Source organism: Streptomyces sp. NPDC001002, assembly GCF_053599215.1.
In genome coordinates, this window is the sequence record NZ_JBSFLV010000044.1 from 45,516 (window position 1) to 65,919 (window position 20,404).

Below are 20,404 nucleotides of genomic sequence, written 5' to 3' on the forward strand. Positions count from 1 at the left end.
TGATCAGTATGTATGCCGTCACTCCCCGTTCGTGACGCCCTACCCGTACCCGAGGAGCCCTCCCGTGCACCGTCCCCACTCCGCGGAGGCCGTGGTCGCCGACGAGCTGGCCGTCGTACGTCCCGACCTCCTGTCACGGTACGCGGCCGAGCTGCCGGGCGCCCGGGCGGCCGTGCTGACCCGGCTGTGGCGGGCGCTGGCCCATGAACCGCTGCCGTGGATCACCGGCCGCACACCGGGCCCCGACGGGGTCACCCTGCGCCTGAGCGACGGCCGCCGCCTGCACGGCCCGCCCGCCGACCCGTACGCCACCTCCGCGTACGTCACCGTCGTACGACTCGACGACAGCGCCTACGACCATCCGGCACTGCTGATGACCGACCTCGGCGTACCCCACAGCACCGGCTTCGCGGCCGAACTGGCGCACAGCGTCGCCTCGTTGGCCCTGTCACGGGCCGACCAGGGGGAGCCCGCGAAGGGGTGGCCGGCGAGCGACTGGGAGTGGGAGCAGCGGGTGGTCGACGGGCATCCGTACCACCCCAACTGCCGTTCCCGGCCCGGCTTCTCGGTGGCCGAGCAACTCGCCTACGGTCCCGAGCACCGGCCGGTCGTCGAGCTGGGCATGGCGTCCCTGCCGGCGTCCGATTGCCTGGTGACGGGCGTCTGGCCGGCCGACATGCGGGACGGGGAACGCCTGTTGCTGCCGGTGCACCCCTGGCAGGCACACCACGTGCTCAAGCGGACCTGCCAAGAGGGGCCGCGCGCCCACCCGTTGATGTCGCTGCGCACGCTCGCCCTGCCCGGCGGTCCGCACGTCAAGACGGCGCTCAGCGCCCGACTGACCTCCTCGGTGCGGGACATCTCCGTCTACTCGATCGGCATGTCGGCGACCCTGTCGGCGTTCGCAGAGTCGCTCGCCGCGCGCTCGGACGGGCTGCTGCACGTCACCCGCACGCTGGGCGCGGCCACCGCGGACTCGCCCGACCTCGCGGCCGTGCTGCGGGAGTCGCCGCAGACGTACGCGGCCACGGAGCGCGGTGAGCGGATCGTGCCGGTGGCCGCGCTCGCCACCACCGAGCTGCCCAACTCCCCCGCCTGGCTCGCCGAGTTCACCCGTCTCACCCTCACGGTCGGCCTGCGCCTGCTGGAACAGGGCGTGGCCCTTGAGGCACACGGCCAGAACCTCCTGGTCGTCCTGTCGGACTCGGGTGCCCCCCTGCGCCTGGTCTACCGCGACCTCGCCGACATCCGGGTCAGCCCGGTCCGACTGGCCCGGCACGGCATCCCGGACCCGGGTCTCACCGGCCGGGTCGTCACCGACGACGAAACGTCTCTGCGCCGCAAGCTGTTCGGCTCCCTGGTGGCCGGCGCGCTCGCGGCCACCGCGGGTTCGGCACCGGCCCTGCGGACCGCGCTGGAGACCGCCGTACGGGATCTGCCGCACACCCCCGACGTGACCGCGCTGCTCGAAGAGCCGCTGCCCGCGAAGGCGTTGACGTTGATGCGGCTGTCGCCGGGGACGCCCGGGGACCAGTGGATGGAGCTGCCCAACCCCCTTCGCTGACCGCCGTTTTGGAGCACGGCACCTTTGATCAATAAGATCCGCCGATGATCAGAACTCAACGGCTGGCGGCAGGAGTGTGCGCCCTGCTCGCCGCCATGGCGGCCGGGCTCGCGTTCCCGGCCGCGGCAGCCGCCGGCGAACCCACGGGCGAGAGCGTCGCGAAGGTCGATCTCGTCCTCGACGTCAGCGGGTCCATGCGGGCCCGGGACATCGACGGCGGGACCCGGATGGCGGCGGCGAAGCAGGCGTTCAACGAGGTGCTCGACGCGACGCCCGAGGAGGTCCAGCTCGGCATCCGCACCCTCGGCGCCAACTACCCGGGCGACGACCAGAAGACGGGCTGCAAGGACACCGCGCAGCTGTACCCGGTCGGTCCGCTGGACCGCACCGAGGCGAAGACGGCGGTGGCGACCCTGTCGCCGACGGGCTGGACGCCGATCGGTCCCGCCCTCCTCAAGGCGGCCGACGACCTGGGCGAGGACGCGGGCTCCAAGCGGATCGTGCTGATCAGTGACGGCGAGGACACCTGCGCCCCGCTCGACCCGTGCGAGGTGGCCCGCGAGATCGCGGCCAAGGGCATCGGCATGACCATCGACACCCTCGGCCTGGTGCCGAGCACCAAGCTGCGCAAGCAGCTCAGTTGCATCGCCGAGGCGACCGGCGGGACGTACACCTCGGTCGAGCACACCGACGAACTCACCGACAAGGTCAACCAGTTGGTGGACCGGGCGGCCGACCCGGTGGTGACGCCGGTGGCCACCGAGGGCGCCGACTCCTGCGCGAAGGCGCCGACGCTGAAGTCCGGTCTGTACACGGACCGCGAGGAGTTCGGACAGCAGCGCTGGTACCGGGTGGACGTCAACCCGGGCCAGGAGCTGCGCACTTCGGTGAGCGTCTCGGCGGATCGGGCGATGAACCCGGACTACGGCCTGCTGCTGCGGGCGGTGACGACACACGGCCGGGAGATCGTGCGCGGCGAAGCCTCGGGCACAGGCCGCACGGACGTGATCTCGACGGGGCTGCGCTATCCGAAGGCCGAGAGCGACGACGAGGACGCCCCGGCCGAGGCCGTGTGCATCCAGGTGACCAACTCCTACTCGGCGGCGGCCGGGGTGAAGACCACGCCCGGTATGCCGGTGGAACTGACGGTCGATGTGGTCGACGCGCCCTCGAAGGCGAGCGACGTGGCCTCCTTCGGCCTCGGACGCGGCTGGTGGCTGCTCGGGCTGCTGGTGCTGGTCGGCTTCCTGGCCGGCGTGCTCTGGGGCTGGCTGTCCCGCTGGCGGCTCGCGGTCTGGAGGACCAACTGATGCGGATCACACGAGTGTTGGGCGCCGCCCTGCTGACGCTGGGCCTTGCCGCCTGGCCCGCCGCGGCCGACTCCACCCCGTCGCCGAGCGCGTCGGACGACAGCTCGGCGCCGACCTCGGCGGGCACGTCGTTCCGTACGGCGGCCGAGTTCGAGCAGGGCCAGCAGGCCACGGCCAGTGCCTCCACCGGCGACTACCTGTACTGGTCCTTCCCGGCTGACGCCGGTCAACGCCCCACCGTCAAGGCGACGGTGAAACTGCCGGACGCGCACGCCGCGCAGACCTGGCAGCTCGACGTGTACGACGGACTGCGCCGCCGTCAGGCCTGCCAGTACGGGGCGCAGAGCCGCACCGCCGCCCAGGGCGCGGCCTCGGTCGACCTGTCCTGCACGCTGCGGACCGTCCGCGCCTGGTCGGAGACCTGGGCGAACGACCCGCTGCCGGGCACGTACTACCTCCGGCTGACCGCGGTGAACCTCGCCACGGCCGACCTGGGTCTGCCGGTGAGCACCGAGGTGCGGGTCGACTCCAAGGACGTCGGCGGTTCGGCGGCGGTGGACGGCTCGCTGGCGAAGCCGCTGGTGCCGGGGATCGCGGTGACGTCCAACTCCGAGGACGGCGACGAGGATTCGTCGGCGTCCGCCGTGCTGTCCAGCATCGAGCCCGACGACGGCTGGTCCTCCGGCTGGTGGTCCGACCGCTGGGTGTGGACCGCGCTGGGCGGTGTGCTGGCCGCGCTGGCCGGCGTCGGCGGGTACGCGCTGACGCGCGGTTCGGGACGTCCGTCGCGGGTGCCGCCGGGCGCCTGACGGTACGTCAAGAGGCCCGCCGCACCTGGGGTACGGCGGGCTTCTTGCATGTTCAGAAACCCCGCGTACTCCGAGACCCCGCGCACTCGGAGCCCCCGCCGTATGCAGAGGCCCCCGCCGTATTGGGAAGTCCCCGTCGTTCTCAGAGGTCCCGCAGCACCTTCGCCAGCATGCCGTCCCCGGTCACCTCGATACGCCCACCCCGCACCGCGTCGGCCACGCTCAACTCCCCGCTGCCGACGGCCGCACCCGCCCCGGCGTCCAGCACCAGCCGCGCATCTGGCTCGCCGGGCGCGGGCCCGTCACCGTAGACCGGACCGTCCGCGGCACCGACGTACAGGTGGAAGTCGCCCTCCTCCAGCCGGACTTCGACGATCCCCTCCCCCAAGTCGCCCAGCTCCCGCAGGGACCGCAGCATCGGCAAGGCGAACCAGTGGGCGCGCACCGCGTCCGTGGGGCGCCGCTCGCCCAGCTCGGCCTGCCCCCACGCTCCGAGCGCTTGCAGCACCGGCAGCAACTCCCGTCCGCGCGGGGTGAGTTCGTAGACGTAGGCCGCGCCGGGCGGGGGGAGGCGGCGGCGGGTGGTGAGGCCGACGCCTTCCATGTCCTTCAGCCGGGAGGCGAGCACGTCGGTGCTCACGCCGGGCAGGTCGGCGTGCAGGTCCGTGTAGCGGCGCGGCCCTGCGAGCAGTTCCCGGACGATCAGCAGGGTCCAGCGGTCGCCCACGACGTCGAGGGCGCGGGCGGCGGAACAGTACTGGTCGTAGCTTCGGCGTGGTGACATGCGACGCAGTCTAGACATGTCGTTGGACTTTCCAAGCTCGAACTTGGTAAAACCAAGCAACACAAGTCACCGGAGAGGCGAGCGCGCATGGAGTTCCGGCAGTCGAACAAGCTCAGCGAGGTCTGTTACGAGATCCGCGGCCCGGTGATCGAGCAGGCCAACGCCCTGGAGGCGGCGGGCCACAGCGTGCTGCGCCTGAACACCGGCAATCCCGCCCTGTTCGGTTTCGAGGCGCCGGAGGAGATCCTCCAGGACATGATCCGGATGCTCCCGCAGGCGCACGGCTACACGGACTCGCGCGGCATCCTCTCCGCCCGCCGTGCCGTCGCCCAGCGCTACCAGGAGCGGGGCCTGGAGGTCGGCGTGGACGACGTCTTCCTCGGCAACGGCGTCTCCGAGCTGGTCTCCATGGCCGTACAGGCGTTGGTCGAGGACGGCGACGAAATCCTCATCCCCGCCCCGGACTTCCCCCTGTGGACCGCCGTCACCACCCTGGCCGGCGGCAAGGCGGTGCACTACCTCTGCGACGAACAGTCGGACTGGTACCCGGACTTGGACGACATGGCGGCGAAGATCACCGACCGCACCAAGGCCGTTGTCATCATCAACCCGAACAACCCCACCGGCGCGGTCTACCCGAAGGAGATCATCGAGGGCATCCTCGATCTGGCCCGCCGGCACGGCCTGATGGTCTTCGCCGACGAGATCTACGACCAGATCCTCTACGACGACGCCGTGCACCACTCGGCCGCCGCGCTCGCCCCCGACCTGGTCGTCCTCACCTTCTGCGGCCTGTCGAAGACATACCGCGTGGCGGGCTTCCGCTCGGGCTGGCTGGTGGTCACCGGACCGAAGCAGCACGCGAAGAACTACCTGGAGGGCCTGACCATGCTGGCCTCCATGCGGCTGTGCGCCAACGCGCCCGCCCAGTACGCCATCCAGGCCGCGCTCGGTGGCCGCCAGTCCATCCACGAACTGACCGCGCCCGGCGGCCGGTTGAACGAGCAGCGCAGCGTGGCCTGGGAGAAGCTGAACGAGATCCCCGGTGTGTCCTGCGTACGGCCCAAGGGCGCGCTCTACGCGTTCCCGCGTCTTGACCCCAAGGTGCACAAGATCCACGACGACGAGAAGTTCGTCCTGGACCTGCTGTTGCGGGAGAAGATCCAGGTCGTCCAGGGCACCGGCTTCAACTGGCCGACCCCCGACCACTTCCGCATCCTCACGCTGCCGTACGCGGACGACCTGGAGGCGGCGATCGGACGGATCGGGCGGTTCCTGAGCGGATACCGGCAGTAGTTGCCCTGTGCGGATACCGGCAGTAGTCGCGGCCCGTTTGCCGATTCGCGGTCGCGGCGGAAGGGGATGCCATAGAGTGCCGCCACTGATCTCGGGGATCGGGGGATGGGGGAACCCCAGATGTTCATGTCGCCTCGGCGTGCCGCGCGCACACCGTCGGACTTACGCAGCCGACTCGCGCCGCTGCTCCTGCTCCTCGTCGTCGTGGGCAGCCCGTGGGTGCAACGGCCGGTCAGCGACTACTACGTCCGGCACTACTACGTCCTGCTGACCGAGGACGGGCCCCGACGCTGGTTCGTCCAGGCGGTGTTCCTGCCGGACTGGGGGTATTCCCCCGACCGCTACGGCGGCGTCGGCTATCTGCTCGTGAACGACGCGGCCACCGTGCTGCTGCTCGCGGGCATCGTCTTCTTCACCTCGCGGCTGTCGGCCCGCCGGGGTCCCGGGGTGATCGGCTGTCTCCTCGCGGGCGTACTGGCCTCGGAGTTCGTGATGCTCCTGCAGTGCGCCCTGCCCGGCGCCTTCGTACCGGGCTCCTGGGACCTGGCATTCTCCGGCGAGTTGATGAAGAACCTGCTGCGCTCCGGCCTGATCTTCGGCCTTGCGGTCGGCGTACTGCTCGCCCTCCTCACCGCCCGTTCCCCAAGATCCCGTACCGCCAAGTCCGTCGACGCCACGAAGGCGTCGCTCCGTCGGAGGAACAAGGGAGGACTCGGTATGACGACCGCGCCGGGCTACATGCCGGTCGGGAGCGCACCGGGTGACGTCACCCGCTATCTGTGCGCCGCGGCCTACGTCGACGAGGGGTTCGCCGACCGGGTGGTGGAGGGTGTCCTGGCCGACGAGGCCAGCGCCGTGGCCCCCTCACCCGGCGTCGACCTGGTGGCGGTCGTACGCCACTGCCTGTCGGCCCAGGAGTTGCGGCACCAGCGCGATCTGCGGCTGGCGGCAGGCTTCGGGGCCGTGGCCCTGCTCGCGCCGCTGTGGCTCGTCTTCGTCATGGTGTTCCTGGCGGTCGCCCAACGAGGCGGCGTACAGCAGAGTTTCGCCACTCGCGGTCAACGCCAGCCCGACAGAAGGGTGTTGGCGAACACCGGGATCGCGGTCGGGGTGGCGGTGCTCTTCGCCTTCTACCTCGGTGCCGTCTTCTCGTCCCTGCCCGTGGGCGGCTTCGCGAGCTGGCTGCTCGGTGCCTATCTGGCCGGCGTGCCCGCCGTCCTCGCGTCCGTCGGCGCCGCGGGATTCGCGTACGCGACCGTCGTACGGCACGACCTCGACGTCGACCGGCTGCTGCGCACCACCATGACCCGCGAGACCTTCGCCCGGCAGCCCCGCCCGACCGTCCCCCGGCGCAAGTGGATCGCCGCGCGGCTGACGGCCATCAAGGAGGCGCGGGACGGCAACGTCACCCTCTACAGCGGCTACAGCCCCTTCATCGGCTACGCGGCGACCAGCGCCAAGTCGGCGCTCGCCGTACCGCTGTTGCCCGCCGAGGACCCCTCCGGGATCGGCCGACGCCCCACCGAGCCACGGCCGTTCACGGTCACCGAACTCGTCGGCCACGTACGCGAACAGCTCCATGCGGTGGCCGCGCGCGGCTCCGCCGACCGAACGCCGGCGGACTCGGTCTCCACCCCGGCCGCGGCTTCGGCCGACGGGGAGGGCCTCGGCTCCCTCGTGATCGAGGACCGGGTCTTCGCGAGCGGCACCGCCATCGGGGACGACGACCGGTTCATCAGAAGCACGACACTGGCCCCGGCGACCCGTCTGTCGCCCGAGGCCGTCGAGCGGATCATGCTGCGTCCGACCGGCACGGTCCGCCACTGGCTGGCCATCCATGTACCGCTGTGGGGCGGCGATGTCGTACCGAGCGTCTTCCTGCACTTCTCGACCCTGGGCAGGACGCTGCACCTGAACATCGACGTCCACGTGCTCGGTCCGGTGAACGCCGCGTACCACGTCGTGGACCGCCTGCGTGACCCGCTCACACCCGAACGGCGCCGGGGCCTCCTGGTGACCGCCTTCTCCCGCACCGGCCCGGCGTTCTTCGCCGCGCCGTTCCGGGCCCTGCGCCACGCCCGTTTCGAGAGCCGCCACAACCGCCGGATGTCCGACGAGATCAAGGCCATGGCGCAGGACCCGGTCTACGACTACGGCGCCCGACTCAGCGTCCGTGAGCTGGCGTTGAGCCCCGACTACCACAACTACTTCCAGGTCGTGGACGCCGAGCGGATCACATCCCTGGTGCAACGCCACACCTTCGCCGCGATCCGCGAGTTCCTCGACGCGCACGGCTACGACACCAACGACTTCCGCGCCCAGCAGCAGACCATCCTCAACCAGGGCCTCATCCAGCAGGGCGGGACGAGCATCATCGGCAACCAGGCGATCGGCACGGGCGCGACCGCCACGCAGAACATCCCGCAGCAGCCCGGCGGGACCGCCCTCAGCGCCGCCGGCGGTTCCGGCAAGTAGTCCGACGAGCAAGCAGGGGGTCCTGATGACACGCGACGACGACGGGCGACTCGATCCTCCCGTCAACAACGGAGTCGTGATCAACGGCGGCACGCAGTACGTGGGCAACCAGGCCGTGGGCCACGGCGCCCAGGCGTTCTCGGGCTCGGTCTCCTTCCAGCCCCAGGACGCCGAACAGTCCGCCCGTACGGCTCAACTCCTGGCCTACGTCGAGCAGTTGCTGACGGAACACCGCGCGGCCCTCGCCGACCCGGAGGCCACCACCAGGGAGCTGCGCCGCCTGCGCGAGGAACTGGAGGAGCCCGAACCGCAGCCGTCGGTCCTCCAGCGCGCCCTGGACCGCCTGAACGCGTTCGTCCAGCCGGTGACCCCGCTGGTCGTGGCGGTCGGCCAGCTCACCCAGTCGGTACAGGGGCTCCCCGGGCTGTCGGGGCACTGAGACCGCCGGCGCGGGGTCTCGGGGCGGGGCCGTCCGGCCCAGCCCGTCCTGCGGGTCCCCGGCACCCTGTGGCACGGTGCCGGTAGGCGAGCGGGAAGGGCGCGCACGTGGGTGATCTCTTTCTGGTCCGGCACGGGGAGACCGAGTGGTCCCGGTCCGGCCGGCACACGGGTTCGACGGACGTGCCCCTGACCGAGCACGGGCGGGAGGAGGCCCGGCGCCTGGTCCCGCTGATCCGCTCGCACCGCATCGGCGCCGCCTTCGTCAGCCCGATGCAGCGGGCCCGGGAGACGGCGGAACTGATCGGGGTGACCGACGCCCGGGTCGACGTGGACCTGCGCGAATGGGACTACGGCGGCTACGAGGGCGTCACGACCGTCGAGATCCAGCGCACCCGTCCGGGCTGGTTCCTGTTCACGGACGGCGTCGCACCGGGCCCGCCGGACCATCCCGGGGAGACCCCGGAACAGGTCGGGGCACGCGCCGACCGCGTGCTGGCCATGGTGGACGCGGCACACGCCAACACCGAGGGCGTCGTCCTCCTGGTGGCCCACGGCCACTTCCTACGAGTGCTCACGGCCCGCCGGCTGGGGCTCGCCCCGTCGGCCGGGGCGCTGTTCCAGCTGGCGACCGGGACGGTGTGCCGGCTGGGCACGGAGCACGGGCGACCGGTGATCTCGGGCTGGAACGTCCGGCCCCCGTCGTAGCCGCCGTACGACCCCACCGCCGGACCCCGGTCGTGATCGCCGTACGACCGCCCGGCCATACCCCCGTCGTAATCGCCGTACGACCGCACTGTCAGACCCCGGTCGTACGCTTCGAATGGACCGTCTCCCGACGGTCCGCCCATGACCGATCCCCGGGGAGGAGCACGCCGTGACACGACCGCCGACCGCCGCCCAGCGGCGTGTCATCGACGCCGCCGATCCCGTCACCGGACGCCTGAGAGGCACGGAGACCCAGCTCGCGACCCTGGTCAAGTACGGCCTCGCCTTCCGCCACCCGAGGCCACCGCACGACCACTTCCTCACTCCGGCCGGGCATCGCATACGGGAGTCGGAACCGACCGAGCCGCCACCGGCGTCGCCGCCGCCCGAGCCCGAGGCACCCGCCGCCACGGGCGTCTTCGCCGCGCGCGTCGGCGGTGAACCGGAGGGCGCGGTCACCTCGCCCGCCCGCACCCGCGAGGTGCACAGCGCCTGGCAGGGCCTGCTGGAGCTGCGCCGGATGACCAATCCGGACGGCTCCACGGACCGACCGTGCGGCTGGGAGCGAAGCCACCTGGTACCGGCCGCCGCACTCGCCCTGGAGGCGGCGGGGCACACCCCGGCGGGACCGGACACCGACGGCTACCGGGTGCGCGCGACCCCGCAGCCGGAAGCCGTCGCCGTGCACGAACCGAACCCCGAGGCGCTTCGAGCCTGCGCGGCCACGCTGGAGGGAGCGGGCTGGCAGGTCGGCGAGTACACGGAACCACGGACGAGGGCCCGCTATCTGCTGGCGTCACCGCGCCGGGTCTGAGAGAGACGCGCCGAGTCTGAGGGACACACGCCGCGTGCGAGGGGCGCGCATCGCGTGTGAGGGACGCGCACCGCACACCCCCCGCTCGACCGCCGAAGGCCTACCCGTCCACCAACTCCGGTGCGTGCTCGGTGTCGTACTTGGCGCGGGCGTCGGCGACGTAATGACGGTTGCGTTCCGCCCAGTCGGTGAGGCTCTGGAGGGTCTCGTGCAACTCGCGGGCCACCGGGGTGAGTTCGTACTCGACCTTGGGCGGGACGGTCGGGTGGACGGTGCGGGTGAGGAGGCCGTCGCGTTCCAGGTTGCGCAGGGTGACGGTGAGCATGCGGCGGCTGATGCCCTCGATGCCGCGCTCCAACTCGGTGAAACGGATGGGGCCGTGGGCCACCGCGACGAGGATCTGGACACTCCATTTGCCGGCGACCCTGTCAAGAACTTCGCGGACCGGGCACGCGTGCGCGTTCACTGCCTGGACGGTTACACCGGTGTTCCTCTGGGACATCGAACTGCCTCCTTATGCCTCTCCTCATGGTCACCGACGATGCACCCAGTTACAAGTCGTGCACTCAGTTACTCATCTGCGAGGAGAGCGAAGGTCATGTCGACCGAGATCAAGTCGACGGCACCGGCCGTGCCGTCCCGAACGTACTCCCGCTGGGCATCGCTCGTCGTCCTGTGCGCGGGAACGCTGATGACGATCCTGGACGGCAATATCGTCACCGTCGCCATGCCGGCCATCCAGAACGACCTCGGCTTCTCGGCGCCGGGACTCGCCTGGGTCGTCAACGCCTATCTCATCCCCTTCGGCGGGCTGCTCCTGCTCGTCGGCCGGCTCGGCGATCTCGTGGGCCGCAAGCGGATGTTCGTGACCGGGCTCGCCGTGTTCACCGCCGCGTCCGTGCTGTGCGGGGTGGCCACCGGTCAGGGCATGCTGATCGCGGCGCGTGCCGTGCAGGGTGTCGGCGGCGCGATGACGGCGGCCGTGGTGCTCGGCATGCTGGTCGCGCTCTTCCCCGAGCCGCGCGAACAGGCCCGCGCCATCGCGGTGTTCAGCGCGGTCGGCGCGGCGGGCGGGGCGCTCGGCACGTTCCTCGGCGGGGCACTGACCCAGGCCCTGAACTGGCACTGGATCTTCCTGATCAACCTTCCGATCGGCGCCGTCGCCCTCATCGCGGCCCTGCGCGTCCTCGCCCCCGAGCAGGGCGCAGGACTCGGCAAGGGCGCCGACTACCCGGGCGCCGTGCTGGTCACCGGCGCGCTGATGCTGGCGGTGTTCGTGATCGTCGGCTCCGGCGACCGCTCGCTCACCACCACGCTCCTCCTCGGCGCCCTGGCCCTCGCCCTGCTGCTGGCGTTCACGCTCCGCCAGGCCCGCGCCGCACGCCCGCTGCTGCGGCTGCGCCTGTTCCGCTCCCGGCTGCTGAGCGGCGCCAACGCCGTGCAGATCCTGATGATCGCGGCGATGTTCGGCTTCCAGTTCATCGGCGCGCTCTACGTCCAACGCGTCCTGGGATTCGGCGAGTTGCTGACCGGCACGGCCTTCCTGCCGGCGCCGGTCGCCATCGGCGTGCTGATGCTGGGTCTTTCGGCACGGACGATCGGCCGGTTCGGGCCGTACCGCGTGCTGCTGGCCGGGCTCGTCCTCGTCGTCGCCGGGATGGCGCTGCTGAGCCGGGCTCCCGACGACGGTTCGTACGCCGTCGACGTACTGCCGGCGCTCATGCTGCTCGCCGCCGGGTTCGCCGCCGCGATGCCCGCGCTGACCGGGCTCGCGATGTCGGGTGCGCGGGAGGAGGACGCGGGTCTGGCATCGGGACTCTTCAACACCACGCAGGTGGTGGGCGGTTCGCTCGGGCTGGCGGTGCTGTCGGTCCTGGCGGCCGACCGCACGGACACGCTCCTCGGCCGCGGCGAGGAACTGGTCGCGGCGACGGCCGCCGGATACCGGCTGGCGTTCGGCGTGGGAGCGGCGCTCGCGGCGGGCGCGCTGGTGCTGGCGGCGGCGGTGCTGCGACCGCCGCGGGACTGACCTGCGCGGCACCTCGCCGGAGGGGCGGCGGGACCCCCGTTCCCGCCGCCCCTCCGGCATTCATCGCCCGCCGGCAGCGCAGGGCTACGACACCCCGAACGCCTCCCGGTGATCCACCACCCACTCCCGGTACGTCCGCGCCGCCCGCCCCAGTACCTCCGGCACATCCTCGGTGACGATGTCGTTCCCGCCGTCCTGGATGAAGCGGGCGGCGATCACGAGAGCGTTCGCGTACGCCTCGCCCAGCCCGGCGGCGAGCATCTGCTCGCCCCGCTCCTCGGGCGACAGGTCGCGCAGCGGCACCGGGCGGCCGAGGATCTCGCCGAGAACGGCGGCCTGTTCGTGCGCGGAGAGCGTCTCGGGACCGGTCAGGGTGTACGTCCGTCCCGAGTGCCGTGGGTCGAGCAGCGCGGCGACCGCGATCTCGGCGATGTCCCGCGGATCGACGACGCCCTGCTTCCCCGCGCCCATCATGTTGAGCGCGGGCGTGCCTTCTTGGATGCTCGGCGCCCAACTCAGCGTGTTGGAGGCGAAGCTGGAGGGGCGCAGGATCGTCCACTCCAAGCCGCTCGCCTCGACCGCCTCCTCGCCGTGCAGATGCCAGGTGCCGAACGCGCCGACGCGCGGGCCGCCCTCGTCCGAGTGGTCCTCGCCCGCACCCAGACGGGGGTCACCCGTGCCGATCGAGGAGAGCTTCACGATCCGCCGTACGCCGGCCGCCTGCGCCGCCGCCACCAGTCCCCGGTCGTGCTCCACATCGTCCGGTCCGAACACGCCCACCAGGAACGCGGCCTCCGCTCCGGCCATCGCCGCCTCGACCGAGGCCCGGTCGCGGTGATGGCCCGGCACGGTCTCCACTCCTGCGGGCACCCGGGCCGCCGCCGGGTCCCGGCTCAGGGCGCGCACCTTCTCGCCACGCGCCGCGAGCTGTCGTACGACTTCACTGCCGATGGTGCCCGTGGCACCGGTCACAAGGATCATGTCCACCACGGTGGGCGGCGGGCACCCCGGATCTCTTGGAAATTCCGGCACGGTTCCGCGGCCCGCGGGGGTGTGCGGGGCGCCTACGGTGGAGGGGTGACGTATGCCGTGACCCGCCGGATCCTGCCCACGCCCGAGACGCTGCGCCCGTGGATCGCGGGCATCGGGACCGTGACGGTCGACGACGTGCCGACGGAGACGTTCATCCATCTCCCGGAGGCCGCCACCAAGGTGGTCATCCGCGGCGAGGCGCACGGCAACCGCAGCATCCTGGTCGTCGGCCCGCGCGCCCGCGCCTCGTACCACCGGGGCAAGCGCTTCATCTCCTGCGTGGAGCTGCGCCTCGCCCCCGGTCTCGTCCGCCCTCTGCTCGGCATCCAGGCCGTCGAACTCGTCGGCCGCGCGGTGCCGTTGGGCGACCTGCCCGGCACCCCGGCGCGCCAACTGGCGGCGGAACTACGCCGGTTGGATCCCGAGGAATCGCTTGCGCACCTCACCCAGGTGCTGCCGGAACGGCTCGCGTCCACCACGGACCGGGCGCGGACCGAGTTGGTGCGCGCGGGCGTCGACGCGATGTCGATCCGGTCCGGCCACGTCCCCGCGCAGGTCGGTGACGTGGCCCGCGAACTCGCCGTCAGCGAGCGGCAGTTGCGCAACCTGTTCGCCGAGGGCGTCGGCCTCTCCCCCAAGCACTACGCCCGCATCAACCGCGTCCGGACAGTACTCGACCACGCCGCCACCCGCCCCTGGGCCGACCTCGCGGCCGCCACCGGCTACTACGACCAGGCCCACATGACATCCGACTTCCGCACCCTGATGGGCGTCCCGCCCCGCTCGTACTTCACCGGCCGACTGCCGCAGGCGACGCCCTGCATGGCGCTCCCGCGGCTCTGAAAACCGGCTGCGGAGACGGCCTGGCGGCTGGGATGCTCCGGATCATGTCCGCACGACGCGTCAAGGCAAGTCTGTACATCTCCGTAGACATCGAGGCCGACGGCCCGATCCCCGGCCCCTACTCCATGATCAGTTTCGGTGCCGCCGTCGCCGGGGTGCAGGACGCCGACGGGTTCACGGTCGCGGATCCGGAGCGGCGGACCTTCTATCGCGAACTGCGGCCGATCAGCGAGGAGTTCGTGCCGGAGGCGTTGGCGGTCAGCGGCCTCGACCGGGAGCGGCTGCGGGCCGAGGGCGCCGAACCGGCCGCCGCGCTGGGCGAGTTCACCGAGTGGGTCCGTGAGGTGGGCGCGGAGGCCGGCGCGCAGCCCGTGATGTGCGGCTATCCGGCGTCGTACGACTGGACCTTTCTGTACTGGTACTTGATCCGCTTCACCGGTTCGAGTCCCTTCGGGCACTCGGGGTGCCTGGACATGAAGACGCTGTACGCGACCAAGGCGGGGGTGCCGCTGCGGGCGGTGGCGAAGGGCACGATGCCGCGCCATCTGCTGTCGAGGCGCCGGCACACGCACCACGCGCTGGACGACGCCGTCGAGCAGGCCGAGCTGCTGGCCAACCTCATGGCGTGGCAAGGAAGTTCACCCACCACCTCGCAGTGACGCCCCTGGCTCAGTGCGCTGCCGCGATCTCCTCGCCCGCCTCCATCGGATGGGTCACGTCCTGTGCGTCCCGCCGCGTGCCCAGGTGGTTGAAGAGCAGGTTCAGTACGACGGCGGCGACGCAGCCCGTCGAGATGCCGGAGTCGAGGACGATCCGCACGGTCTCCGGGAAGGCGTGGTAGAAGTCCGGCGCCGTGATCGGGACGATGCCGACGGCCAGGGATACGGCGACGATCAGGACGTTGTTGTCCTTGTCGAGGCCCGCCCGGACGAGGGTCTGGATGCCGCTCGCGGCGACCGAGCCGAAGAGGACCACGCCTGCGCCACCGAGGACCGGGCGCGGTACGACGGCGATGAGCGAGGCCGCCATCGGACACAGGCCCATCAGGACCAGGAAGCCGCCGCCGGTCGCGACGACGAACCGGCTGCGGATGCGGGTCATGGCGACCAGGCCGATGTTCTGCGCGAAGGCGCTGCACATGAAGCCGTTGAAGAGGGGGCTCAGCGCCGAGCCGAGCGTGTCGGCGCGCAGGCCCGCCGCGATGGTCCGTTCGTCCGCCGGGCGTTCGACGATCTCGCCCAACGCCAGCATGTCCGCGGTGGATTCGGTCATCGACACCACCATCACCACGATCATCGACACGATCGCGGCGAGCTGGAACTGCGGCGCCCCGAAGTGGAACGGCGTCGGGAAGCCCACCACGTCCGCGTCGGTGACCGGGCCGAAGTCCGTGACGCCGAACGGGATCGCGACCAGCGTGCCCGCGACCAGGCCGAGCAGTACGGCGATCTGCTTGACGAAGCCGGTGGTGAAGCGGCGCAGGAGCAGGACGATGAGCAGGGTCAGGCCCGCGAGGCCCAGGAATTTCGTCGAACCGTAGTCGTCCGCCGCGGGGTTGGGGCCCTGTGCCCAGCCGAAGGCGACGGGCAGCAGGGACACGCCTATGAGCGTGATCACCGTGCCGGTGACCACCGGCGGAAAGAAGCGGATCGCCTTGCTGAAGAAGGGGGCCGCGACGAAGCCCAGCAGGCCGGCCACCATGACCGCGCCGAAGATGATCGGCAGCGCGTCGGACTTGTCCTCGGTGGAGGCGACGATCGCGGTCATCGGGGCGACGCCGGCGAAGGTGACGCCGTTGACGAACGGCAGCCGGGCGCCGATCTTCCAGATGCCGAGCGTCTGGAGGAAGGTGGCGAGTCCCGCGGTGAAGAGGCAGGCGCCGGTGAGGAAGGTCAGTTCGGTGCCGGAGAGGCCGATGGCCGCCCCGACGATGAGCGGCGGGGCGACGACTCCCGCGTACATGGCGGCCACGTGCTGCAGACCCGTGGTGGCCATCTTGAGGGCGGGCAGCTTCTCATCGACGGGATGTACTGGGGGTTGGGTGACGGGATGGGTGGTCACGGCGGCTCCTCCGGGCGGGTAACACGTCGGCTCTGACGTGGGTTTCAGGAGGTGATGCGCGGTCGTGCGGGACCGGGACGGAACCCAACAAGGGGAAGGGGCAGGACCGTTCCGGGGCGCACACCTGCGTGCACGCCCCGGCCACGGCCACCGGACGAGGGCCGTCCCCCTCGACCGGAGATCTGGAACAACGGCCCGCCGACTGGTCGACCGGCCAACAGGTCAGCCCTGCGCGGCGATCCGCGCCAGGCGCTGGGCCTCCGCCCGCGTGGAGCGGGCGATGGCGTCCTCGTCGACATGCAACAGGCGGCCCTGCTCGACGATCTGACGACCGTTCACGAACGACGCGGTGACCGGGGCCGCCGCGCCGAAGACCAGCGCGGTCACCGGATCGGCGATGGACGCATGGGCGAGGGTGTCCAGCTTCCACAGCACCAGGTCGGCCAGCTTGCCGGGCTCCAGGGAGCCGATCTCGGCGGCGCGGCCCAGGACTTGGGCACCGCCGTACGTGCCGAGGCGCAGCGCCTGCCGGGCGTTGAGGGCGGCCTCGCGGTGGGCGCCGAGGCGGTTGATGAGGAGGGCGTTGCGCAGTTCGGTGTGGAGTTCGCCGGACTCGTTGGAGGCGGTGCCGTCGACGCCGAGGCCGACCGGGACGCCGGCGGCGAGCATGTCGGGGACGCGGGCGATACCGGCCGCGAGCCGGGCGTTGGAGGAGGGGCAGTGGGCGACGCCGGTCTTCGTCCGGGCGAAGGCGGCGATGTCGGAGTCGTTCATGTGGACGCAGTGCGCCATCCACACGTCCTCGCCGAGCCAGCCGGTGGACTCGAAGTAGTCGGTCGGACCCATGCCGAACAGCTCCTTGCAGAACTGCTCCTCCTCGACCGTCTCCGACCCGTGCGTGTGCAGCCGTACGCCGAGCCGGCGGGCCAACTCGGCGCCCTCACGCATGAGTTCGGTGGAGACGGAGAACGGCGAGCAGGGCGCGACGGCGACCTGGGTCATCGCGTCGAAGGAGGCGTCGTGGTGCTCCCGTACCGTCGCCTCGGTCGCGGCGAGGGCGCCCTCCAGGGTCTCGACGGCGAAGTCCGGCGGCAGCCCGCCGTCCTTCTCGCTGCGGTCCATGGAGCCGCGGGCCAGCGTGAAGCGGACGCCCATCTCGCGGGCGGCCCCGATGATGGCGCCGGAGAGGTCGCCGGAGCCCTTGGGGAACACGTAGTGGTGGTCCAGCGCGGTGGTGACACCGCCACGGGCCATCGTCGCGAGGGAGCCCTGCGCGGCGGCGCGGACCATCGGCTCGTCGATGCGCGCCCAGGTCGGGTACAGGGCGACGAGCCAGTTGAAGAGGTTGTGGTCGGTGGCCAGGCCCCGGGTGATCCACTGGTAGAAGTGGTGGTGGGTGTTGACCAGGCCGGGGGTGACCAGGTGACCGGTCGCGTCGATGCGCCGGACCACGTCCGTGAGCCCCTCGGGCGCCTTGCCGGCACCGAGCGACTCGATGCGGTTGCCGGCGATGACCACGTACCCGGTGGCGTACTCGGTGTCGGCGGCGTCCACTGTCGCGATCGCGCAGTTCTCGATGACGACGCGCTGAACCATCGTTACCATCGTTCGTCTCAACTTCCTTGATTCTGGGCCGGGTTCGCGTCAGAGGTTGGTGAGGTCCACCGGGATCTTCGGCTCGACGCCGTCCCGCAGGATCGTCGCCTCGATCAGCCCGTAGGGACGGTCGGCGGCGAAGTACACCTCGTTCTCGTTCTTGAGCCCGAACGGCTCCAAGTCCACAAGGAAATGGTGCTTGTTGGGGAGCGAGAAACGCACCTCGTCGATCTCGCTGCGGTTGTTGATGATCCGCGAACCCATTTGGTACAGGGTCTGCTGGAGCGAGAGCGAGTACGTCTCGGCGAAGGCCTGGAGCATGTGCTTCCTCACCTGCTCGTAGGACTTCTCCCAACTCGGCATCTTCTCCTCGTCGTCGGACCAGTTGAAGCGCCAGCGGGCGGAGACCTGGGTGGCCAGGATGCGGTCGTAGGCCTCGGGCAGCGTCGTGTACTTGTCCTTGACGTAGCCCCAGAACTCGGAGTTGGTCGAGTTCATCACGACCAGGTCCTTGAGCCCGGAGATGACCTCCCACGACTCACCGTCGTAGGTGATCTGGGTGACCCGGGTCTCCTGACCCTTGCGGACGAAGGAGTGCTTGACCTCGTCGGCGCCGATGAACTTCGAGTTGGCGTCGGAGGTCTCGATCCGCTCCCAGGCGTACTCCTCGATGCGGATGCGCGCGGTCTTGATCGGCTCCTGCGAGGTCACGAAGTGCCGGGCGAGGTGGATGCCGAACTGCTCGGCGGACTCGATGCCGTGCTCCTTGGCGAACGCGTACACCGTGTTCTTGGTGGTGTCGGTCGGCAGCACGTTGGCGTTCGAGCCGGAGTAGTGGACCTCGTCCATGTCGCCGCTCAGCGACACGGACACGTTGAGGTCCTTGATGTGGTGGGTGGCGCCGTCCCGCGTGATCTTGACGACTCGGTTCTCGGCCTTGCCGTACTGGTTCTGTCCAAGAATCGTGGGCATGTCTGCTAGCTCCCTCGGTATACGGAGTAGCCGAACGGGTTGAGCAGCAGCGGTACGTGGTAGTGCTCGCCGGGCTGCACGGCGAAGGTGATCGCCACTTCCGGGAAGAACACTCCGCTCGCACCGCTGTCCCGATTCGCGGGGGCGTCCTGCTGCGCATCGGCTTGCTTCTTTTCGAAATACGGCTCCACGGCGAAATCGAGCCGTACGTGTGTGGTGCCCTCCGGCAACGCCGGCAGGTCCTTGCACCGCCCGTCCACGTCGGTCGCGGACCCACCCAGCGGCTGCCACTCCCCCAACGGGCCGCTGCGCGCGGCGAGTTGGACGGCGACACCCTCGGCGGGACGGCCGACGGAGGTGTCCAGGATGTGGGTGGACACGGAGGCGGTGGTGCTCGTGCTCATGCCTGCTCTTCCTGTACGAGGTTGCCGAGCCGGATGCGGTTGATCTTGCCGAGTTCGACGCGGACGATCTCGCGCTCCTGCTCGGGCGAGTTGCCGATCCGCTCCTTGACCGCGTCCCGCATCTGCTCGCCGGTCCGACCGGTGGCGCAGATGAGGAAGACATGGCCGAACCGCTCCTGGTAGGCCAGGTTCAGTTCCAGCATCTCCGCCTTGAGCTCCTCGGAGGCGCCCGCCATGCCGCGCTGCTCCCGGCTGGAGGTCGGGTCGCCGGGCTTGGGCCGCCCGATCGGCGGGTGCCCGGCCATCGCCTCGGCGAGGTCCTCGGTAGTCAGGTCGGCCATGGCCGAGTCACTCGCGGAGTAGAGCTCCTCGGGACCGGCGTACGGCCGGGCGGCCAGCAGCCGCTTCGCCCACGCCGTCGAGGCGCACGCCTCATGGAGGGCGGCGAAGGCCGCGTGCTCCTCCAGGGCGTTGAACCGGGCGAGCCCCGGGGGCGTGGAAGTCGACGTCACGGGTGCCTCCGTAGCCGCGGAACGGCCTTCGTGCTGAACGGGCTGGGCGACAGCTAACGCCTCCACGCGACACCACGTCAACACTTTGTTGAAAATTCGGAGTAACAAGTGGGCCGAGCGGTTCAGCTCTCCTTCTCGCGGTTGAGGTAGTTGTAGACGGTGAAGCGGCTCACCCCGAGCGCGCTCGCGACGGTCTCCACGCCGTGCCGTACCGAGAAGGCGCCGCGCGCCTCCAATATCCGTACGACCTCCTGCTTGGCCTTGCGGTCCAGCTCCGCCAGCGGCTTGCCCTGCTTGCGCTCCATCGCGGCCAGGATGTGGTCCAGCGAGTCGGCGAGCTGCGGCAGGCGTACGGCGACCACGTCCACGCCCTCCCAGGCGAGCACGACGTCGTCGACTCCCGCCTCGTCCGGCGGGACCATCTCCCCGCCCATGGCGTCGACCAGCGGCTTCACGGCCGTGATGAAGGGCTCGTCCCCGGTGCCGGTCACGCGTCGCCCTCCCCGATCACGTTGACCTGCAGCGAGATCCGGGTGGCGCCGGCCTCCAGCGTCTTGCGCAGCAGCGCGTCCACAGCGGTGAGTACGGCGTCGGAGGCGCCCTCCGCCGTGTTGCCGAACGGCCCGACGTCCACCGCGTCCAGCTCACCGGCCTCGATGACCTCACGGGCGACGACCGCGTGCGCGGGTGCCTCGTCGAGGTCGAAGGGTTCGGTGGTGAACTCCACTCTCAGTCGCATACTGCCCCCAGACACGTT

The 20,404-nt window shown here is 70.9% G+C and carries 21 protein-coding genes; 11 read left to right on the top strand and 10 right to left on the bottom strand.

From position 1 onward, the window contains the following. The first annotated feature begins 64 nt into the window (after positions 1-64). The 3 genes from ACWDR3_RS21280 to ACWDR3_RS21290 are packed head-to-tail and all read left to right on the top strand — an operon-like array spanning position 65 to position 3,683. Positions 65-1,564, top strand: a complete 1,500-nt coding sequence (locus ACWDR3_RS21280) for an IucA/IucC family protein (protein ID WP_450354071.1) — start codon at positions 65-67, stop codon at positions 1,562-1,564. Positions 1,565-1,608: 44 nt separating this feature from the next. Then, a complete protein-coding gene (locus tag ACWDR3_RS21285) occupies positions 1,609-2,874 on the top strand; it encodes a VWA domain-containing protein (protein WP_450354072.1) in 1,266 nt (421 codons plus the stop codon). After that, positions 2,874-3,683 (top strand): hypothetical protein, encoded by an 810-nt coding sequence (locus ACWDR3_RS21290; RefSeq protein WP_450354073.1) that lies wholly within the window; start codon positions 2,874-2,876, stop codon positions 3,681-3,683. Before ACWDR3_RS21285 ends, ACWDR3_RS21290 begins: the two co-directional genes overlap by 1 nt. A gap of 142 nt (positions 3,684-3,825) precedes the next feature. On the opposite strand, the gene ACWDR3_RS21295 is transcribed toward ACWDR3_RS21290, so the two are convergent. Beyond that, positions 3,826-4,467, bottom strand: coding sequence for a winged helix-turn-helix transcriptional regulator (locus tag ACWDR3_RS21295; protein ID WP_450354074.1), 642 nt, complete (start codon positions 4,465-4,467; stop codon positions 3,826-3,828). A gap of 87 nt (positions 4,468-4,554) precedes the next feature. On the opposite strand from ACWDR3_RS21295, the gene ACWDR3_RS21300 reads away from it, so the two are divergent. From ACWDR3_RS21300 to ACWDR3_RS21320, 5 genes are all read left to right on the top strand, one after another. Beyond that, complete coding sequence (locus ACWDR3_RS21300; RefSeq protein ID WP_450354075.1) at positions 4,555-5,763, top strand: pyridoxal phosphate-dependent aminotransferase; 1,209 nt, start codon at positions 4,555-4,557, stop codon at positions 5,761-5,763. 105 nt (positions 5,764-5,868) lie between these two features. Beyond that, positions 5,869-8,238: a hypothetical protein gene (locus ACWDR3_RS21305; protein ID WP_450354076.1), complete on the top strand. Its 2,370-nt coding sequence runs from the start codon at positions 5,869-5,871 to the stop codon at positions 8,236-8,238. 25 nt (positions 8,239-8,263) lie between these two features. After that, positions 8,264-8,677, top strand: coding sequence for a hypothetical protein (locus ACWDR3_RS21310; RefSeq protein ID WP_450354077.1), 414 nt, complete (start codon positions 8,264-8,266; stop codon positions 8,675-8,677). A 107-nt stretch (positions 8,678-8,784) separates the two neighbouring features. Further along, the gene (locus ACWDR3_RS21315; protein ID WP_450354078.1) at positions 8,785-9,384 is read left to right on the top strand and encodes a histidine phosphatase family protein; all 600 of its coding nucleotides are present in this window, start codon (positions 8,785-8,787) and stop codon (positions 9,382-9,384) included. A gap of 169 nt (positions 9,385-9,553) precedes the next feature. Then, positions 9,554-10,198 carry a hypothetical protein gene (locus ACWDR3_RS21320; protein WP_450354079.1) on the top strand — a complete coding sequence of 215 codons (645 nt, stop codon included), beginning with the start codon at positions 9,554-9,556 and terminating at the stop codon, positions 10,196-10,198. A gap of 100 nt (positions 10,199-10,298) precedes the next feature. Here the strand turns inward: ACWDR3_RS21320 and ACWDR3_RS21325 are convergent, their stop codons facing one another. Beyond that, on the bottom strand, positions 10,299-10,700 hold the full coding sequence (locus tag ACWDR3_RS21325; RefSeq protein WP_450354080.1) for a winged helix-turn-helix transcriptional regulator: 402 nt from the start codon (positions 10,698-10,700) through the stop codon (positions 10,299-10,301). A gap of 96 nt (positions 10,701-10,796) precedes the next feature. On the opposite strand from ACWDR3_RS21325, the gene ACWDR3_RS21330 reads away from it, so the two are divergent. After that, positions 10,797-12,227, top strand: coding sequence for an MFS transporter (locus ACWDR3_RS21330; RefSeq protein WP_450354081.1), 1,431 nt, complete (start codon positions 10,797-10,799; stop codon positions 12,225-12,227). Between the two features lie 84 nt (positions 12,228-12,311). On the opposite strand, the gene ACWDR3_RS21335 is transcribed toward ACWDR3_RS21330, so the two are convergent. Beyond that, positions 12,312-13,208 carry an NAD(P)H-binding protein gene (locus tag ACWDR3_RS21335; RefSeq protein WP_450354082.1) on the bottom strand — a complete coding sequence of 299 codons (897 nt, stop codon included), beginning with the start codon at positions 13,206-13,208 and terminating at the stop codon, positions 12,312-12,314. 96 nt (positions 13,209-13,304) lie between these two features. Here ACWDR3_RS21335 and ACWDR3_RS21340 point away from each other — a divergent pair, with 96 nt between their 5' ends. Continuing rightward, a complete protein-coding gene (locus ACWDR3_RS21340; RefSeq protein ID WP_450354083.1) occupies positions 13,305-14,102 on the top strand; it encodes a helix-turn-helix domain-containing protein in 798 nt (265 codons plus the stop codon). Between the two features lie 44 nt (positions 14,103-14,146). Beyond that, positions 14,147-14,761 carry a 3'-5' exonuclease gene (locus tag ACWDR3_RS21345; protein WP_450354084.1) on the top strand — a complete coding sequence of 205 codons (615 nt, stop codon included), beginning with the start codon at positions 14,147-14,149 and terminating at the stop codon, positions 14,759-14,761. Positions 14,762-14,771: 10 nt separating this feature from the next. Here ACWDR3_RS21345 and ACWDR3_RS21350 read toward each other — a convergent pair whose 3' ends face one another. The 7 genes from ACWDR3_RS21350 to ACWDR3_RS21380 all read right to left on the bottom strand — a co-directional run bounded on the left by ACWDR3_RS21350 (position 14,772) and on the right by ACWDR3_RS21380 (position 20,386). After that, entirely contained in the window at positions 14,772-16,163 is a 1,392-nt protein-coding gene (locus ACWDR3_RS21350) for a nucleobase:cation symporter-2 family protein (RefSeq protein WP_450354085.1), read from the bottom strand. A gap of 222 nt (positions 16,164-16,385) precedes the next feature. Continuing rightward, on the bottom strand, positions 16,386-17,759 hold the full coding sequence (locus ACWDR3_RS21355) for an 8-oxoguanine deaminase (RefSeq protein ID WP_450354086.1): 1,374 nt from the start codon (positions 17,757-17,759) through the stop codon (positions 16,386-16,388). Positions 17,760-17,807: 48 nt separating this feature from the next. Continuing rightward, entirely contained in the window at positions 17,808-18,731 is a 924-nt protein-coding gene (gene pucL, locus ACWDR3_RS21360) for a factor-independent urate hydroxylase (RefSeq protein ID WP_450354087.1), read from the bottom strand. Between the two features lie 5 nt (positions 18,732-18,736). After that, positions 18,737-19,135, bottom strand: a complete 399-nt coding sequence (uraH, locus tag ACWDR3_RS21365; RefSeq protein WP_450354088.1) for a hydroxyisourate hydrolase — start codon at positions 19,133-19,135, stop codon at positions 18,737-18,739. Next, positions 19,132-19,647: a 2-oxo-4-hydroxy-4-carboxy-5-ureidoimidazoline decarboxylase gene (uraD, locus tag ACWDR3_RS21370; RefSeq protein WP_450354089.1), complete on the bottom strand. Its 516-nt coding sequence runs from the start codon at positions 19,645-19,647 to the stop codon at positions 19,132-19,134. The genes uraH and uraD overlap by 4 nt, the downstream gene beginning before the upstream one ends. Positions 19,648-19,769: 122 nt before the next feature. After that, positions 19,770-20,138 carry a helix-turn-helix domain-containing protein gene (locus ACWDR3_RS21375; protein WP_450354090.1) on the bottom strand — a complete coding sequence of 123 codons (369 nt, stop codon included), beginning with the start codon at positions 20,136-20,138 and terminating at the stop codon, positions 19,770-19,772. Then, entirely contained in the window at positions 20,135-20,386 is a 252-nt protein-coding gene (locus tag ACWDR3_RS21380; RefSeq protein WP_124001641.1) for a hypothetical protein, read from the bottom strand. Before ACWDR3_RS21380 ends, ACWDR3_RS21375 begins: the two co-directional genes overlap by 4 nt. Between the last annotated feature and the right edge of the window lie 18 nt (positions 20,387-20,404).

Coding starts and splice junctions, on each gene's coding strand:
- ACWDR3_RS21300 (WP_450354075.1), top strand. CDS start 4,555: ATGGAGTTCCGGCAGTCGAACAAGCTCAGCGAGGTCTGTTACGAGATC.
- ACWDR3_RS21380 (WP_124001641.1), bottom strand. CDS start 20,386: ATGCGACTGAGAGTGGAGTTCACCACCGAACCCTTCGACCTCGACGAG.
- ACWDR3_RS21285 (WP_450354072.1), top strand. CDS start 1,609: ATGATCAGAACTCAACGGCTGGCGGCAGGAGTGTGCGCCCTGCTCGCC.
- ACWDR3_RS21310 (WP_450354077.1), top strand. CDS start 8,264: ATGACACGCGACGACGACGGGCGACTCGATCCTCCCGTCAACAACGGA.
- ACWDR3_RS21335 (WP_450354082.1), bottom strand. CDS start 13,208: ATGATCCTTGTGACCGGTGCCACGGGCACCATCGGCAGTGAAGTCGTA.
- ACWDR3_RS21305 (WP_450354076.1), top strand. CDS start 5,869: ATGGGGGAACCCCAGATGTTCATGTCGCCTCGGCGTGCCGCGCGCACA.
- ACWDR3_RS21355 (WP_450354086.1), bottom strand. CDS start 17,759: ATGGTTCAGCGCGTCGTCATCGAGAACTGCGCGATCGCGACAGTGGAC.
- ACWDR3_RS21330 (WP_450354081.1), top strand. CDS start 10,797: ATGTCGACCGAGATCAAGTCGACGGCACCGGCCGTGCCGTCCCGAACG.
- ACWDR3_RS21290 (WP_450354073.1), top strand. CDS start 2,874: ATGCGGATCACACGAGTGTTGGGCGCCGCCCTGCTGACGCTGGGCCTT.
- ACWDR3_RS21345 (WP_450354084.1), top strand. CDS start 14,147: ATGTCCGCACGACGCGTCAAGGCAAGTCTGTACATCTCCGTAGACATC.
- uraH (WP_450354088.1), bottom strand. CDS start 19,135: ATGAGCACGAGCACCACCGCCTCCGTGTCCACCCACATCCTGGACACC.
- ACWDR3_RS21325 (WP_450354080.1), bottom strand. CDS start 10,700: ATGTCCCAGAGGAACACCGGTGTAACCGTCCAGGCAGTGAACGCGCAC.
- pucL (WP_450354087.1), bottom strand. CDS start 18,731: ATGCCCACGATTCTTGGACAGAACCAGTACGGCAAGGCCGAGAACCGA.
- ACWDR3_RS21295 (WP_450354074.1), bottom strand. CDS start 4,467: ATGTCACCACGCCGAAGCTACGACCAGTACTGTTCCGCCGCCCGCGCC.